The organism is Streptomyces sp. NBC_01546, from assembly GCF_045208355.1.
Lineage (GTDB): Bacteria > Actinomycetota > Actinomycetes > Streptomycetales > Streptomycetaceae > Streptomyces.
In genome coordinates this window covers 7209363-7224340 of sequence record NZ_CP109379.1, presented here as the reverse complement: position 1 = coordinate 7224340, position 14978 = coordinate 7209363, and the positions used below count along the sequence as shown (strand labels likewise).

General features: G+C 74.5%; 12 protein-coding genes and 1 pseudogene. 8 read left to right on the top strand and 5 right to left on the bottom strand.

The window, feature by feature from the left end:
• Positions 1 to 29 precede the first annotated feature (29 nt).
• Positions 30 to 821 carry a glutamate racemase gene (locus tag OHA89_RS32980; RefSeq protein WP_266611421.1) on the bottom strand — a complete coding sequence of 264 codons (792 nt, stop codon included), beginning with the start codon at positions 819 to 821 and terminating at the stop codon, positions 30 to 32.
• A gap of 96 nt (positions 822 to 917) precedes the next feature.
• On the opposite strand from OHA89_RS32980, the gene OHA89_RS32975 reads away from it, so the two are divergent.
• From OHA89_RS32975 to OHA89_RS32955, 5 genes are all read left to right on the top strand, one after another.
• The gene (locus OHA89_RS32975) at positions 918 to 2096 is read left to right on the top strand and encodes a glycosyltransferase (RefSeq protein ID WP_266611420.1); all 1179 of its coding nucleotides are present in this window, start codon (positions 918 to 920) and stop codon (positions 2094 to 2096) included.
• Positions 2097 to 2342: 246 nt separating this feature from the next.
• Positions 2343 to 2843 (top strand): DUF6643 family protein, encoded by a 501-nt coding sequence (locus OHA89_RS32970; RefSeq protein WP_215148488.1) that lies wholly within the window; start codon positions 2343 to 2345, stop codon positions 2841 to 2843.
• 55 nt (positions 2844 to 2898) lie between these two features.
• A complete protein-coding gene (locus tag OHA89_RS32965) occupies positions 2899 to 3723 on the top strand; it encodes an MOSC domain-containing protein (RefSeq protein ID WP_266611419.1) in 825 nt (274 codons plus the stop codon).
• A 229-nt stretch (positions 3724 to 3952) separates the two neighbouring features.
• Positions 3953 to 4564 carry a hypothetical protein gene (locus OHA89_RS32960; protein WP_266611417.1) on the top strand — a complete coding sequence of 204 codons (612 nt, stop codon included), beginning with the start codon at positions 3953 to 3955 and terminating at the stop codon, positions 4562 to 4564.
• Positions 4565 to 4666: 102 nt separating this feature from the next.
• A complete protein-coding gene (locus OHA89_RS32955; RefSeq protein WP_406367764.1) occupies positions 4667 to 7129 on the top strand; it encodes a right-handed parallel beta-helix repeat-containing protein in 2463 nt (820 codons plus the stop codon).
• Here the strand turns inward: OHA89_RS32955 and OHA89_RS32950 are convergent.
• Positions 7071 to 9555: pseudogene (locus tag OHA89_RS32950) on the bottom strand (hypothetical protein). The gene OHA89_RS32955 and the pseudogene OHA89_RS32950 sit on opposite strands and share 59 nt — an antisense overlap.
• Before the next feature lie 62 nt (positions 9556 to 9617).
• Between OHA89_RS32950 and OHA89_RS32945 the strand changes: the two are divergent.
• A complete protein-coding gene (locus tag OHA89_RS32945) occupies positions 9618 to 10109 on the top strand; it encodes an SRPBCC family protein (protein WP_406367763.1) in 492 nt (163 codons plus the stop codon).
• Positions 10110 to 10167: 58 nt separating this feature from the next.
• On the opposite strand, the gene OHA89_RS32940 is transcribed toward OHA89_RS32945, so the two are convergent.
• Positions 10168 to 11367: a PLP-dependent cysteine synthase family protein gene (locus tag OHA89_RS32940; RefSeq protein ID WP_257557886.1), complete on the bottom strand. Its 1200-nt coding sequence runs from the start codon at positions 11365 to 11367 to the stop codon at positions 10168 to 10170.
• 198 nt (positions 11368 to 11565) lie between these two features.
• Between OHA89_RS32940 and OHA89_RS32935 the strand changes: the two genes are divergently transcribed.
• The gene (locus OHA89_RS32935) at positions 11566 to 12114 is read left to right on the top strand and encodes an ATP-binding protein (RefSeq protein WP_257557884.1); all 549 of its coding nucleotides are present in this window, start codon (positions 11566 to 11568) and stop codon (positions 12112 to 12114) included.
• Positions 12115 to 12236: 122 nt separating this feature from the next.
• Here OHA89_RS32935 and OHA89_RS32930 read toward each other — a convergent pair whose 3' ends face one another.
• On the bottom strand, positions 12237 to 13499 hold the full coding sequence (locus OHA89_RS32930; RefSeq protein WP_266611413.1) for an ROK family protein: 1263 nt from the start codon (positions 13497 to 13499) through the stop codon (positions 12237 to 12239).
• A gap of 43 nt (positions 13500 to 13542) precedes the next feature.
• The gene (locus tag OHA89_RS32925; protein WP_257557881.1) at positions 13543 to 14196 is read right to left on the bottom strand and encodes an alpha-ketoglutarate-dependent dioxygenase AlkB; all 654 of its coding nucleotides are present in this window, start codon (positions 14194 to 14196) and stop codon (positions 13543 to 13545) included.
• Between the two features lie 37 nt (positions 14197 to 14233).
• On the opposite strand from OHA89_RS32925, the gene OHA89_RS32920 reads away from it, so the two are divergent.
• Positions 14234 to 14977, top strand: coding sequence for a maleylpyruvate isomerase family mycothiol-dependent enzyme (locus OHA89_RS32920; RefSeq protein WP_266611411.1), 744 nt, complete (start codon positions 14234 to 14236; stop codon positions 14975 to 14977).
• Position 14978 lies beyond the last annotated feature (1 nt).

Sequence of the window (14978 nt, the reverse complement as noted above, 5' to 3'; positions counted from 1 at the left end):
CTTGAAACCGGCGTCAGCCGGGACCGGCGTCAGCCGACGACGACACCCCGGCCCGCGAGCAGCCGCCCCTCCGCGTACCCGAGCGCGGCGGCGGGCAGCGCGCCGAGGCGCCCGCTGCGCAGGACGGTCAGGCCGCCGGTGGCGGGCAGACCAGGCTCCGGCAGGGCGCCGATCCGGCGCAGCGCCTGGACGGCGACGGGCTCGGCGGATCCGTGGAAGACCAGCTCGGCGCCCTGCGTCCGCTCGGCCAGGGCGGCCCGGATGGCGGTCTCGACCAGCTCGTAGTGCGTGCAGCCGAGCACCACGTCGGTGACGTCGGCCGGGGTCAGCGCGGCAGCAGCGGCGACGGCGGCCGTCACGGCGTCGTCGTCGGCGGCCTCCACGGCGTCGGCCAGGCCGGGGCACGGCACCTCGGTGACCCGGACTCCGGCGGCGAACTCGCCGATCAGTCCGCGCTGGTACGGGCTGCCGGTGGTGGCGGGAGTGGCCCAGATGGCCACGCGCCCGCCGGCGGCCGCGGCGGGCTTGATCGCGGGCACGGTCCCGATGACCGGGATCCCGGGCTCGAGTGCCGCCCGCAGGGTCGGCAGGCTGTGCACGGAGGCGGTGTTGCAGGCCACGATCAGCGCGTCGGGGTGGTGCGCGGCGGCGGCCCGTGCGACGTCGAGCGCCCGTCCGGTGAGGTCGGCGGGCGTCCGCGGACCCCAGGGCATCCCGTCGGGGTCGGAGGACAGGACCAGCTCCGCGTCGGGCCGCAGCCGCCGCACCACCACGGCCGCCGCGAGAAGGCCGATTCCGGAGTCCATGAGCGCGATCTTCACCCCGCCCACCTTAGTCGACGCCCCCGCCGGACCCGCCACGCGGACACCGGCGGCCGGATGCGCGACACACTCCGCGGGGCCCGGCACACTGCCGCCATGGGCACCCTCACCGCCGCCTGCGCGGCCTACGCCTCCCTCGCCGCCTGGCTCTGGCTCACCCTCGCCCAGGGCATGTTCTGGCGCACCGACGTCCGACTCCCCCCGCGCACCGCCCCCGTCCGCTGGCCTTCCGTCGCCGTCGTCGTCCCGGCCCGGGACGAGGCGGAGGTGCTGCCCCGCAGCCTGCCCTCCCTCCTCGCCCAGGACTATCCCGGCGAGGCCGAGGTGATCCTGGTCGACGACGGCAGCACGGACGGCACCGGCGCCCTCGCCCTGCGCCTCGCCCGCGAGCACCCCGGGCTCGCGCTCACCGTCACCTCCCCCGGCGACCCCGCCCCCGGCTGGACCGGCAAGCTCTGGGCCCTGCGCCACGGCATCGCACTCGCCCGCACCGCGCACGCCACCGAACCCGACTACCTCCTCCTCACCGATGCCGACATCGCGCACGAGCCCGACAGCCTGCGCGAACTGGTCTGCGCCGCGACCTCCGCCGACCTCGACCTCGTCTCCCAGATGGCCCGGCTGCGCGTCGTCGGCCTGTGGGAACGCCTCGTCGTACCCGCCTTCGTGTACTTCTTCGCCCAGCTCTACCCCTTCCGCCGGATCAACCGCCCCACCGCCCGCACCGCGGCGGCCGCCGGCGGCTGCGTCCTGCTGCGCACCGAGACCGCCGTCCGCGCGGGCGTGCCCGACGTCATCCGCCAGGCCGTCATCGACGACGTGTCCCTCGCCCGCGCCGTCCAGCGTTCCGGCGGCCGGATCTGGCTCGGCCTGGCGGAGCGGGTCGACAGCGTGCGCCCGTACCCCGCGCTCGGTGACCTGTGGCGGATGGTCTCGCGCAGCGCCTACGCCCAGCTGCGCCATCAGCCGCTCCTGCTCGCCGGGACGGTCGCGGGCCTGGTGCTCGTCTACCTCGTGCCCCCGGCCGCCCTGCTGTCCGGGCTCGCGGCCGGGCACCCCGCCACCGCGTGGGCCGGCGGGCTGGCCTGGCTGCTGATGGCGGGCACCTACGTGCCGATGCTGCGGTACTGCCGGCAGCCCGTGGTGCTCGCTCCGCTGCTTCCGTTCACGGCGCTGCTGTACCTGTTGATGACCGTCGACTCGGCCGTGCAGCACTACCGGGGGCGCGGTGCGGCGTGGAAGGGCCGAACCTATGCCCGTCCCAGCGACGCCTGAAACGGCGAACTACTGCCCGAAACACCGTCATCCGAGGTCACCGGCTTGTGACGCTGCGTCAGCACCAAGTCGGTGCACTGCACAACCGGTGGGTACGAGTAGGAACAAGACGGGGTGGAAGTGGCGAATCGTGCACGTGAACGCCAAGTGAAAGGTGGGGCCCTGACCTGCGAATATGCAGGTCAGGGCGGTATTGACGACACCTCGCTATGGACCCGGTGAAGTCGTGGGCTTAACTTAGGTCCCATGACCTCCCCCCGCTCCACTTATGGCGGCGGTTACTACTCCGCGCCGTCCTTCCCGGACACCCCCATCTACGACTCCCTCGTCGCCGAACGCGGCACTCCGCAGATCGCCCCGATCCGCGTCCCGGCTGCCTACGAGTCCCCGAGTGCCGGGTATTCGAGCGGTGGGTACCTGCCGGCCCTCGCGTCGTCCATGCCCGCGCTGCCCCCGGCCATGCCGCAGCAGCAGGCACCGGCGTACGGCTACCCGTACCAGCAGGCCACGCAGCAGCCGATGCCGCTGCAGCACGCGCCCGCGCCGTACATCCCCCAGCAGCAACAGATGGCCCGCGGCCAGTACGTACCGCAGCCCCAGCCGCAGCAGCCCCGTCCGGTCGCCGCGGCGACCGGGTACGAGGCCATGCGTCCGGCCGCCCCGCGCCCGATGGCGGCTCCCGCGCCGGTGCCGGCCGCCGCGTACGAGGACCCGTACGGCCGTCCGTACCAGGGGCGCGGCTACTGACGGAGGCACGGAAACCCGCTGGGGCGGTGGAGGGGGCGGCTGGCAGGATGCCCCCATGTCGAACTTGCATGTCCAGGCGCTTCACGTCCATCCCGTCAAATCGGTAGCGGGGACCGCTCCCGACGAGGTGGCCGTGGAGCCCTGGGGCTTGTCCGGGGACCGGCGCTGGGCGCTGGTCGACACCGGGGGCACGGTGATCACCCAACGCCAGCAGCCGCGGCTGGCCTTGGCGGCGGCCCGCCCGGCGAGCGGTGGCGGGATCGCGTTGTCGGCGCCCGGCATGCCGGAGCTGCTCGTGGAGGTGCCCGGACCGGGGGTGTTGGAGCCGGTCGTGCTGTTCGGGAAGAAGGTCGAGACCGTGGTCGCGGCGAGCGCCGCGGCCGACTGGTTCAGCGCGTACCTCGGGGTGCCGGCGCGGCTGGTGCACCTGGACGATCCGGCCGTACGGCGGCCCGTGGACCCGGATTACGCGCTGCCGGGCGAGACGGTGAGCCTGGCCGACGCGTACCCCCTGCTGATCACGACCCTGGCCTCGTTGGACGCGCTCAACGCGCTGATCGCGCAAGGGGACCATCCGCAGGAGGGTCCGCTGCCGATGAACCGTTTCCGCCCCAATGTGGTGGTGGCCGGGGCCGAGGCGTGGGCGGAGGACGGCTGGCGGCGCATCGCGATCGGCGACGCCGTGTTCCGCGGGGTCCGGGAGTGCGGGCGGTGCATCGTCACCACCACCGACCAGCGGACGGCGGAGCGGGGCAAGGAGCCGTTGAAGACCCTGGCGGCGCACCGGCGGATCGGCAAGTCCCTGGCCTTCGGGCGGCAGCTGGTGCCGGTGCGGCTGGGCACCGTGCGCGTCGGCGACGAGGTCCGCGTCCTTGAATGACCCACCTGGAACGGCCCGTACGGAATGACACCTTCGAGGGGCTCGGCCCCCGGACTGGAACCACCGGTGCGACCACACCGTTGGATCAGTCAGGACACGTGGACACCGTGCGGGACCGGCACCGGTGACACATGTCTCGCGCGTCCCGGAATGCGCGTCCCGGGGCCGTGCGGGAGGCTGGGACGCGCAGGCAGACGGATGGCTGGCGCAAGTAGGGGGAGCCGGGACCGTGTGGACAGCAATGGGAGTGTGGCGTTGGCGGCGCAATCCGCTGCGCCGGCCGACCGATCTCTTCGAGGCGTGGGTGGCGTTCGCCGCGCTGGTGTGCGTGGTGCTGTTGGCTCCGGCCATCGGCTGCGTCGCGGGCATACAGGTGGACGGGACGTTGCAGCGGGCCGCGCTCGAGCAGCGGCAGGAGCGGCATCTCGTTCCGGCGGTGGTGGTCCGGCCGGCCCCGGAGCCGGCGGCGGACGCGTCCGCCGATCCCTCGGCGCAGAAGACGGCGCCGCACCGCACCCAGGTCGTGGCCTTGTGGACCGCGCCCGACGGCAGCAGCCATCAGGGGACGGTGCCGGCCGCAGAGGAACCGCCGCGCCCCGGCGAGCAGTTCCGGATATGGACCGATGCGCGCGGCCGGCTGGTCGGGCAGCCTCTCGACCCGTCCGCGGCCGCCCTCCACGCGGGGCTGGTCGGCCTGGCCGCCGCGCTCGTGGCAGCCGCGCTGGCCGAGACGGTCCGCCGGCTGGTCGTACGAAGGCTCGTGCATCGGCGGTACATACGCCTGGACCGCGCGTGGGCGGCGGCCGGGCCGGACTGGGGCAGGGCGGGCGCGGGCAGTTGACCTGGCAACTCACGGGCCCCGCGCGCGCTACGGTGGACCGGCCAGACCAGACCGGCCGCATCGGCGGCCCGGCGAGTACGAGGGTGGGGGCACGACAGCACCATGGCTCAGGGCGCGGTCCAGGTGACGCACGGCGGGGCTTCGCGGTGGCGGCGCCGCTCCGGTGAATATCCGACGCTGGCTGCGGCTCTGGCCGTCGCGGGCGACGGGGACGTGCTGTCCATCTCCCCCGGCACCTACCGGGAAAACCTGGTACTCGACCATGCCGTGACCCTGCGCGGGCCCGAGGGCGGGCTGGGGTCGGTGCGGATCGCCCCGCCCGACGGGGTCGCGCTGACCGTGCGCGCCTCGGCCGTGGTCCAGGACCTGCACCTGGAGGGCCAGGACCGGGCGGCTCCCGCGCTGCTGGTGGAGGACGGCGCCCCCGAGCTCACCGACCTGCGGGTGAGCACCCGGTCGGCGGCCGGCATCGAGGTGCGCGGCAGCGGGGCCCGGCCCCTCGTGCGGCGGTGCACCGTGGAGAATCCGACCGGGGTGGGGATCGCCGTACTGGACGGCGGCGGCGGGGTGTTCGAGGAGTGCGAGGTCGTGGCCGCCGGACAGACCGGGATCTCGGTGCGCGGCGGCGGCCGCCCGCGCCTGGAGCGCTGCCGGATCCACCACGCCACGGGCGCGGGCATCGGGGTCACCGGCGAGGGCTCGGGCCTGGAGGCGCTGGGCTGCGAGGTGTACGAGATCAAGGGCAGCGGGGTGCAGATCGCCGCCCGCGCCACGGCCCGGCTCACGGACTGCTCGGTGCACCGCACCTCCGCCGACGGGGTCACGCTCGACACCGACGCGGTACTCACCCTGGCCGGCTGCGACATCCACGACATCCCCGAGAACGCGGTCGACCTGCGGTCCCGTTCGGTGCTCACGCTCAGCCGCACCACGGTGCGCCGCTTCGGGCGCAACGGACTGTCGGTGTGGGATCCGGGCACCAGGGTCGACGCGGAGTCCTGCGAGATCCACGACAGCACGGGCGACTATCCTGCGGTGTGGATCAGCGACGGGGCCACCGCCTCCCTCGACTCCTGCCGGGTCCACGACGTGCCGGACGCACTGTTCGTGCTGGACCGGGGTTCGCGCGTCGACGTGGTGGACAGCGATCTGTCCCAGGTGCGCAATACCGCGGTGTCGGTGAGCGACGGGGCCACCGCGCAGCTCGACGACTGCCGGATCCGGGAGGCGGCCACCGGGGCCTGGTTCCGCGACCACGGCAGCGGCGGCACCCTCGCCAACTGCACCATCGACGCCGTGCAGACCGGTGTGATCGTCACCAAGGGCGCCGACCCCACCCTGGAGCGGTGCACGGTCACTTCCCCCGCCGAAGCCGGCTTCTACGTGTCGGCGGGCGGCCGCGGCACCTTCACGGCCTGCCGGGTGACGGGCAGTGCCGGCTTCGGGTTCCACATCCTCGACGGCTGCCGCACCACCCTCGCCCGCTGCCACACCGAGCGCTGTGCGCGCGGGGGGTACGAGTTCCCGGAGGACGGGCCGGTCGCCGAGGACTGCACGGGCGACGCGTCCGGCACCCGGCCGGTGGCACAGACGGCCTCGGGCGGCGCGTTCGCCGGGGCGCGGGCGGGGATCCGTACAGTCGGCGCGGCGCAGAGTCCCGCACAGCAGGCGGCGGAGGTTCCCGTGGCGCGGTCGGCGGAGGTTCAGGACGTGCGGGACGGCGGCCCGGCTGCGGCCCGGGGCTCCGGCGAGGTGCTGGGCCAGCTCGACGCGCTGGTCGGGCTGGACAGCGTCAAGCGCGAGGTGCGCGCGCTCACCGACATGATCGAGGTGGGCCGGCGGCGGCAGCAGGCGGGCCTCAAGGCGGCTTCGGTGCGCCGGCACCTCGTCTTCACCGGCTCCCCCGGCACGGGCAAGACCACGGTCGCCCGGCTGTACGGGGAGATCCTCGCCTCCCTCGGGGTGCTCGAGCGCGGGCACCTGGTGGAGGTGTCCCGGGTGGACCTGGTCGGCGAGCACATCGGATCCACCGCGATCCGTACGCAGGAGGCCTTCGACCGGGCGCGCGGCGGGGTGCTGTTCATCGACGAGGCGTACGCGCTGGCGCCGGAGGACTCGGGCCGGGACTTCGGGCGCGAGGCGATCGACACGCTGGTGAAGCTGATGGAGGACCACCGGGAGGCGGTGGTGGTGATCGTCGCCGGGTACACGGCGGAGATGGACCGTTTCCTGACCGTGAACCCGGGGGTGGCCTCTCGGTTCTCCCGGACCATCACCTTCGGCGACTACGGGCCCGGGGAACTGCTGCGGATCGTGGAGCAGCAGGCGGAGGAGCACGAGTACCGGCTCGGGGACGGCACGTCCGAGGCGCTGCTGACGTACTTCACGGAGCTGCCCAAGGGACCGGCCTTCGGCAACGGGCGCACCGCGCGCCAGACCTTCGAGTCGATGGTCGAGCGGCACGCGGGGCGGGTGGCTCAGCTGTCGGAGCCGAGCACGGACGAGCTCACCCTGCTGTTCCCGGCGGATCTTCCCGCCCTGGCTGCCCAGTCGGCGCCTTGCTGAGCCGCTGACCCGGTAGTCCACCGGCTGCCTCCGGAGGAGTACCGGAGGCACGCGCCGCCGGGTCCAGGCGCGCGAGCAGGGCGTCGCGTTCGGCCGCGAAGACGGGATCGGCCTGGTAGTCGGAGTGGCCCAGGATCGGCGCGGGCAGCGGGTGGCGGGAGCTGCGGCCGTAGGCGACCGGGTCGGCGAGCGGGCCGCGGTCCACGTCCTGCGGGGCGGCGGGGAGCACCGGGCCGCCGATGGGGTCGGTGGCCCGCCACAGGTTGCGCCAGCAGTCGATCTCGTGGTGGAGCGCGGTGAGCGGACCCGGCCCGAAGTAGGCGGGGAACCAGCGGCCGTAGAGGCGGCCGAGCGGGGACCCGTAGGTGAGCAGGGCGACCCGGCGGCGGACGGGCGGCGGCAGCTGCCAGACGGCCGCCGCCGCGAGCACGCTGCCCTGGGAGTGGCCGGAGATCACCAGGCGTCCGCCGGTTCGGCCGGTCCAGCCGGTCATCCGCCAGGTCAGGTCGGGGACGGCGCGCTCGGCGTAGCAGGGCGGTGCGAAGGGGTGGGCGGCGCGCGGCCAGAAGGTGCCGACGTCCCACAGGATGCCGATGGTGCGGCGGGCGGCGGGATCCCGGTAGGCGCGCCGGCCCCAGGTGACGAAGAGGACGAAGCCGAAGCCGATGAGCCAGGAGCCGCTGTCCTGGGCGGCCCGGGCGGCGGTCTCCAGGAACGGGCCGCTCCCGCGGGCGGCTTCGCCCGGGACCTGCCCGCCGATCCAGGCTCCGGCGAGTGCGCCCGCGCCGAGCAGCAGGGTGATCCCGGAGACGGCCGCCACGAACCACGGCGCGGAGTCGGTGAGCGCGGCGGCGGCCCGGGCCCCCGCGATCCGGCGGCTCCGGGACCGGTCGGGGCCTCTCCCGGGTACTCGGCGGCGATCGTCCGGGCGAGCCTGTGCCTGGCCCGGGCTCCGCGCACCGCGAACCAGGCGGCGAGCAGGGCCAGGACGAGGAGCAGCGGGGGCAGCACGGCGGCCTGCCAGGACAGCAGCACGGGCGGCCCGGGCAGCGGCGTCCCGGCCATCCCGGGGGTGGCGCCCCGTCCAGCCAGTCGGCGACGCGCTGCGCGACCCCGCCGGACATCACTCCGCCGAGCGCGCAGCCCAGCATGGCGATGGCGGGCCCGCCCAGGCCGTTCAGGGCGGCGGCCGGATCGGGGGCCCGGTGGTGCAGGCGGGCGGCGACCGCGGCGAGGGCGAGCACGCAGACGCCCTGGCCCAGCATGAGCACACCGAAGGCGAAGTCCCCGGGGAGCCGCCCGGCGGAGGTCCAGCCGGGGCGTGACCAGCAGGCGTAAAGGAGGACGGCGGCGAGGAGCGTGAGGGCGGCCCCGGGCAGCAGGGTGGTGGCGGCCCGGTCGAGCCGGTGGTCGGCCCGGGCCTCGGTACGGCCGCGCCGGCAGACCACCCAGGCCACGGTGAGCCCCCCGGCGACGAGCAGCGCCTCCAGAACCCAGCCGACGGCTTCGAGTACGGGGGCTTCGGCGCGGCGGTCGTGGCGGGCGGTGGGTGCGGCGACGGCCGCCGCCACGGTGAGCAGCCCGGCGGCGGTGTGGGCGGCGCGCAGCCGGGCCACGAGCCGTCGCCCGTACCAGAATCCGGGGCGGCCGAGCGCGGGCGTGGAGTCCGACGCGGTGTCCGGGTCGGCGGCTCCGGCCGGCGGTGGCTGGGACTCGTAGGCGCTCCAGGTCCGGTTCGACAGGAACCAGAGCAGCCCGGTCAGCGCGGCCGGCACCACGGCGGCGAGGGCGAGGCGGCGCCCGGGCTGGGCCCACCAGCCGCCGCCGGGCGCGAGGAAACCGAGCCGGGAGCGGGAGCCGGTGCAGGTGCCCGAGCCCGCGCACTGCCAGGCGAACAGGTCGAGCGCGACCTCGCAGGCGGCCGCGATCAGCAGCACGGTCAGGCTGAGCGCGAGGATCCGTACGAGCACCCCGTACGTGCGTACCTCGCGCGCTGCGGGGTCCGCGGCGGGCATGGCCGGCCGGGCCCAGTGGGCGAGGTTGGCCACCATGAAGGGCAGGAGCAGCAGCCACAGCGCCCGGGCGCCGTTGCCGGAGGTGAGCCGGGACCAGCAGTAGGCCTCGGGGACGGGCCGCCCGGTGTACCGCTCGGGGTGGGCTTCGGCGTCGGCGTCCTCGGTGCGGCGGAAGACGGCCGCCGTGGAGTCGCCGGTGACGCGCACGGTGCGCGGGTCGCCGAGCAGCTCGGCGGGGGCGGCGCCGGCGACTCCGTGGACCAGGAGTTCGAGGGCGAAGGGCGGGTCTGTCGGGCTGGGCGGCACAGCGGCCTCCGCTCGCGGGGCGGGATGGGCGCGGGCTCCAGCATGGCGTGCCGCGGACCGTATGCCCAGTCCCCATGCCGCGCGTTTCGGCCACGGAGCGGACATCTGACGGTCAGACAGTTAGGGTGGCCCGCACCCGATTCCACACCTCGCAGGGGGGTAACGCCATGGCTCGCCGACTCCGTCCGGTGGGGCTGGACTTCATCGAGGACGCCCCCGTACGGCTGACGTTCGCCGCCGAGGTGGCCTCGCCGCCCGAGGCCGTCTACCAGGCGCTGGCCGAGGAAGTCGAGGGCTGGCCGCGGTGGTTCAGGGCGGTCACCCTGGCCCGTCCCACGCACGGGGGCGCGGGCCGCGAGGTCAGGCTGGTGGGCGGGGTGCGCTTCCAGGAGACGATCATGGCGGCGGATCCCGAGAAGCGGTACGCGTACCGGGTGGACGAGACCAACGCCCCGGGTGTCCGAGCCCTGTTGGAGGAATGGCGGCTGACGCCCGCGGGCTCGGGCACGCACGTCCGCTGGACCTTCGCGGCGGACGGCCCGGCCCCCTTCCGACTGGGCCTGACCGCCGCCCGCCCGGGCCTGGGCCACTCCTTCCGCACGGCGGTCCGCGCCCTGGACGCACGGCTCACCGTCCGGCGGCGCGGGGCGGATCAGTAGTCCGGCCGACGGGAACGCGCCCGACCGAGCGCTCGCGTCAGCCGCCCGAGCGCTCGCGTCAGGCCGTGGGCTCGCGCCAGGCCCCCGTCGTCAGCAGCGTGTCGATGGTCTTCGTGTACGGAGCGATGTCCAGGCCCTGCGCCGCCAGCCACGCGTCGGAGTAGTACTTGTCCAGGTAGCGGTCGCCCGGGTCGCAGAGCAGGGTGACGACGCTGCCCTGACGGCCTTCGGCCACCATCTCCGAGATGATCTTCAGGGCGCTCCACAGGCCGGTTCCCGTCGAACCACCCGCCTTGCGCCCTATGGCCGTCTCCAGCGCGCGGCAGGCGGCGACGCTCGCCGCGTCCGGGACCTTCATCATCCGGTCTATGGCGCCCGGCACGAAGCTCGGCTCCATCCGCGGCCGCCCGATGCCCTCGATGCGCGAGCCGCAATCGCTGCTCGCGTGGGGGTCGTTGTTGGTCCAGCCGTCGAAGAAGCAGGAGTTCTCCGGGTCCGGGACGCAGATGCGGGTGTCGTGCTGCATGTAGTGCACGTAGCGGGCGATCGTCGCGGAGGTGCCGCCGGTGCCGGCGGTCGCCACGATCCAGGCGGGCTCGGGGAAACGTTCCAGCTTCAGCTGCTGGTACATCGATTCCGCGATGTTGTTGTTGCCCCGCCAGTCGGTGGCCCGTTCCGCGTACGTGAACTGGTCCATGTAGTGGCCGCCGGTGCGGGCGGCGAGCTCCGCCGACTCCTCGTACATCTTCATCGAGTCGTCCACGAAGTGGCATTCGCCGCCGTGGAATTCGATGAGGCGGCACTTCTCCGGGCTCGTCGTGCGCGGCATGACGGCGATGAACGGGACTCCGATCAGCTTGGCGAAGTAGGCCTCGGAGACGGCGGTGGAGCCGGACGAGGCCTCGATCACCGGGCGGCCGGGGCGGATCCAGCCATTGCACAGCGCGTACAGGAACAGCGATCGCGCGAGGCGGTGCTTGAGGGAGCCCGTCGGGTGCGTGGACTCGTCCTTGAGGTAGAGGTCGATGCCCCACGCCTCGGGGAGCGGGAAGCGCAGCAGGTGGGTGTCCGCCGAACGGTTGGCGTCGGCCTGGACCTTGCGGACGGCTTCTTTCAGCCAGGCGCGGTAGCCCGCGTCGCTGCGGTCGACGTCGATGGTCGTGGCCGTCGTTCCGCGGGTGCCGGTCACGCCGCGGGTGCCGGTCGTGTCGCTGGTGCCGCTGGGGCCCGTCGTTCCGCTGGTGCCGGTGGTGCTCATGCGCCGTGCTCCTTCGTGCGTGTATTCGCCCCCTGCTTTCGCAATGTACCTCGCTCACCTGCACAAACAGTCACTTTGGGTTTCCATGCGGATCGCTTTCGATCGCGTTCGGTTGCGCTGTGGGGCACCGTGAGTGACCCTGGTGGAGCATTACCGAGGGTGCAGCACCCGTAACACTCATGTCGGGGAGTCGCAGCCGTGATCAGTCATTCCCGCAGACACTGCGTCGTCGAACTGCAGGCCCTGCCGTCGCGCATAGGGCAGATCCGCCGGATCGTTTCCGCGCAATTGCGCCACTGGCAGCTCGATCCGCTCATAGACCGGGCGGCGCTCGGCGTGACGGAACTGCTCAGCAACGTCCACCTCCATGCGCAGCCGGACAAGACCTGCACCGTCGAGATCGAATTCCGCCTCGGCCGGCTCACGGTCTCCGTCATCGACAGTGATCCGCGGCTTCCGGTGCTCCGGCAGGCGGCGTCGGACGCGCTGGAGACCTGCGGGCGCGGGCTCGCGCTCGTGGAGGCGGTCAGCGAGGCCTGGGGCGCCCGGCACCAGTCGGACGGTCAGGGCAAGGTGGTGTGGTTCTCCCTCACGGCGGCCCCCACGCCCGTGGCTCCGGCACGTCCGGTTCGGATCGCGACCAAGCCCGTACGAGAACCCGCCCGGACCGCACTCGTCGCCGTGGACCCGGCCGCCATCTCGGCAGGCCTGTCGGTGGCGGCGTCGGTCGGCGCCAGGCCCGGGTAGCGCACGGCCGCCGCAGCCGCCCGGGCCGCGCCGACGGCGCCGGGCCGACGGCGCCGGGCCGGCAGGGCTGGTCCGACAGGGCTGGTCCGACAGCCTGGGCCGACAGCCCGGGCCGTCCGGGGCTACGCCGCGGCGCCCAGGGCGCCCAGCGGGTCGTCGAGCACCGGCTGCCACGCCAGCTCCGCCGCGCCGACCAGGCTGTTGTGGTCCAGGGTGCACGGCAGGATCGGCACGCTCCCGCTGCGCCCCCACAGGCTGCGGTCCGCGACCACCGCGCGCAGCCGCTCCGGGTCTGCGTGGAGCAGCTCCCGGTGCAGCCCGCCCAGGATGATCCGGTCCGGGTTCAGGATGTTCACCAGCCCCGCGAGGCCGAGCCCGAGCCGGTCGATCAGCTCCTCCGTGGCCGCCCGTACGGCCGGCTCCGCGGGCTCGTCGCGCAGCAGGTCACGGGCCTGCTGGAGCAGCGACACCTCGGGGCCCGGGGTGCGCCCCGCCGCGGTGAGGAAGGCCAGCGGGTCCGCCTCCACGTCCAGGCAGCCGCGGCCGCCGCAGTGGCAGGCGCGCCCCTCGGGGTTCACGGTGAGGTGGCCGACCTCCAGGGCCAGGCCAGAACTACCGCTGTGCAGACGGCCGTCCAGCACCAGCGCTCCGCCGACCCCGCGGTGTCCGGTGGCCACGCACAGCAGGTGCTGGGCGCTGCGCCCGGCGCCGTGCCGGTGCTCGGCCAGGGCGGCGAGGTTGACGTCGTTCCCGGTCAGGGCGGGGCCGTCGATCCCGGCGGCTTTCACGCACTGCGCGAAGATGGCCCGTACGGGAGCACCGGCCGGCCAGGCCAGGTGCAGCGGGTTCAGCGCCGTGCCCTCCGGCTCCGCGACCGCCGAGGGGACCGCGAGTCCCGCGCCGACGCAGCGGCGGCCGGTCTCCGCGAGCAGCGCGGCTCCGGCCTCCACCACCGCGCCGAGCACCTGCGCCGGGTCGGCGGAGACGGTGACCTTGCCGGGGGCGGTGGCCACGATCCGGCCGCCGAGGCCGACCAGCGCGGCCCGGAAGCCGTCCGGGTGCACCTGCGCGGCCAGCGCCACGGGGCCGTTCTCGTCCACGGAGAGCCGGTGCGAGGGGCGGCCCTGGGTACCGCCCGCGCCTCCGGGGCGGGAGTCGACCCGGATCAGCCCGAGCGCCTCCAGCTCGGCTGCGACCGCTCCGGCGGTCGCGCGGGTGACCCCGAGCTCGGCCGTCAGGACGGCGCGGGTCGGGGCGCGGCCGGTGTGGACGAGCTCCAGCGCCGGGCCGAGAGCGCCACGGCCCCGCTCCAGCTTGGTCCTCGTGGAAGCCGTGGACACCGTGGTCACATCCCCCACCCGCGGTGGGGCCCCGTTGCCGTTCATGCACCCGATCCTCGCATGATCGGAGGGTGCCGGACGCCTCCCGCTAGCCGAGCCCGCCGACCCGGAGCGTGATGTTCAGCCGGCCGGTGAGCCCGAGCCCTTGCGGGCCCGTGCCCGGCAGGACCTTCGGCACCCCGTGATAGGCCAGTCGGCTCGAATCCCCGAAGACGAACAGGTCACCGCTGCGCAGTTCCACGTCCCGGTAGGGCCGGCCGCGCGATTCGGTGTTACCGAAGCGGAAGACACAGGAATCGCCGAGGCTGAGCGAGACCACGGGCGCCCCGGACCGCTCCTCGGCGTCGCGGTGCATCCCCATGCGGGAGTCGCCGTCGTAGAAGTTGATCAGGGCGATGTCGTACACGACCTCCCGCCCCGGTGGCTCCCCGTACGCGGCGGCCACCGCCTCGCGCCCCAGCTCGGCGAGCCGGCCGGGCATCGGCTTGACCGGGGTGCCGTCGCCGTCGACGGCGGTGCGGGCGTAGGCGTACGGGTACCAGTGCAGTCCGAGGCACACCTGCCGGGCGGTCATCGTCCCGCCGCCGGGGGTGCGTACCGTACGCAGGCCGGCGGGCGGGCGCGCCCACTCCCGGCAGGCGGCCAGCAACTCCCGCTGCCTCGCGGCTCCGAGCCAGTCGGGCACGTGCACGGCGCCGGGCGCGATCACGGTCCGCTCGCGCGGGAAGAGTTCCCCGTCCATGCCTTGATTGTCGCGGGCCGGCTGACAGACTTCCCGCATGGAGATCACCGAATTCGTGAAGACCCTCGAGCGGGAAGGCGAGCTGCTCGCCGAGCTGGCGGAGCGGGCCGGTACGGACGCCCCCGTGCCCACCTGTCCGCAGTGGCGCGTCGCCGATCTGCTGCGGCACACCGGCTCGGTGCACCGCTGGGCGGCCGGTTTCGTCGGGGAGGGGAGACTGGAGCCGGTGCCGTTCCCGGACGCGCCGGAGCTGACCGGCACGGAGCTGCTGGCCTGGTTCCGCGAGGGGCACGCGGCCCTGGTCCGGACCCTGGGCGAGGCCCAGGCCGATGTGCAGTGCTGGACCTTCCTCCCGACGGCCCCGCCCTCGCCGCTGGCGTTCTGGGCGCGGCGGCAGGCCCATGAGACGGCCGTGCACCGGATGGACGCGGAGGCGGCGCTCGGTGTCGCGTTCTCGCCGGTGGCTCCGGAGTTCGCGGAGGACGGGGTGGACGAGCTGCTGACCGGCTTCCACGCGCGGCCGCGCAGCCGGGTGCGGACCCCGGAGCCCCGGGTGCTGCGGGTCAGAGCCGTCGACACAGGTGCGGTGTGGACCGTGCACCTGTCGCCGGAGCCGGCCCGTACGGTGCAGGGGGCCACGGACGACCCGGTCGACTGCGAGCTGTCGGGCGAGGCGGCCTGGCTGTACGCGGCCCTGTGGAACCGGCTGCCGCTGGCGGGGCCGGAGGTGACCGGCGACCTGGCGCTGGCGCGGCTGTGGAGCGAGACGGCCGGAATCTGAG

Excerpts from the sequence above, each read along its gene's own strand:
- OHA89_RS32975 (WP_266611420.1), top strand. The coding sequence starts at position 918 with ATGGGCACCCTCACCGCCGCCTGCGCGGCCTACGCCTCCCTCGCCGCC.
- OHA89_RS32970 (WP_215148488.1), top strand. The coding sequence starts at position 2,343 with ATGACCTCCCCCCGCTCCACTTATGGCGGCGGTTACTACTCCGCGCCG.
- OHA89_RS32965 (WP_266611419.1), top strand. The coding sequence starts at position 2,899 with ATGTCGAACTTGCATGTCCAGGCGCTTCACGTCCATCCCGTCAAATCG.
- OHA89_RS32955 (WP_406367764.1), top strand. The coding sequence starts at position 4,667 with ATGGCTCAGGGCGCGGTCCAGGTGACGCACGGCGGGGCTTCGCGGTGG.
- OHA89_RS32945 (WP_406367763.1), top strand. The coding sequence starts at position 9,618 with ATGGCTCGCCGACTCCGTCCGGTGGGGCTGGACTTCATCGAGGACGCC.
- OHA89_RS32940 (WP_257557886.1), bottom strand. The coding sequence starts at position 11,367 with ATGAGCACCACCGGCACCAGCGGAACGACGGGCCCCAGCGGCACCAGC.
- OHA89_RS32930 (WP_266611413.1), bottom strand. The coding sequence starts at position 13,499 with ATGAACGGCAACGGGGCCCCACCGCGGGTGGGGGATGTGACCACGGTG.
- OHA89_RS32925 (WP_257557881.1), bottom strand. The coding sequence starts at position 14,196 with ATGGACGGGGAACTCTTCCCGCGCGAGCGGACCGTGATCGCGCCCGGC.
- OHA89_RS32920 (WP_266611411.1), top strand. The coding sequence starts at position 14,234 with ATGGAGATCACCGAATTCGTGAAGACCCTCGAGCGGGAAGGCGAGCTG.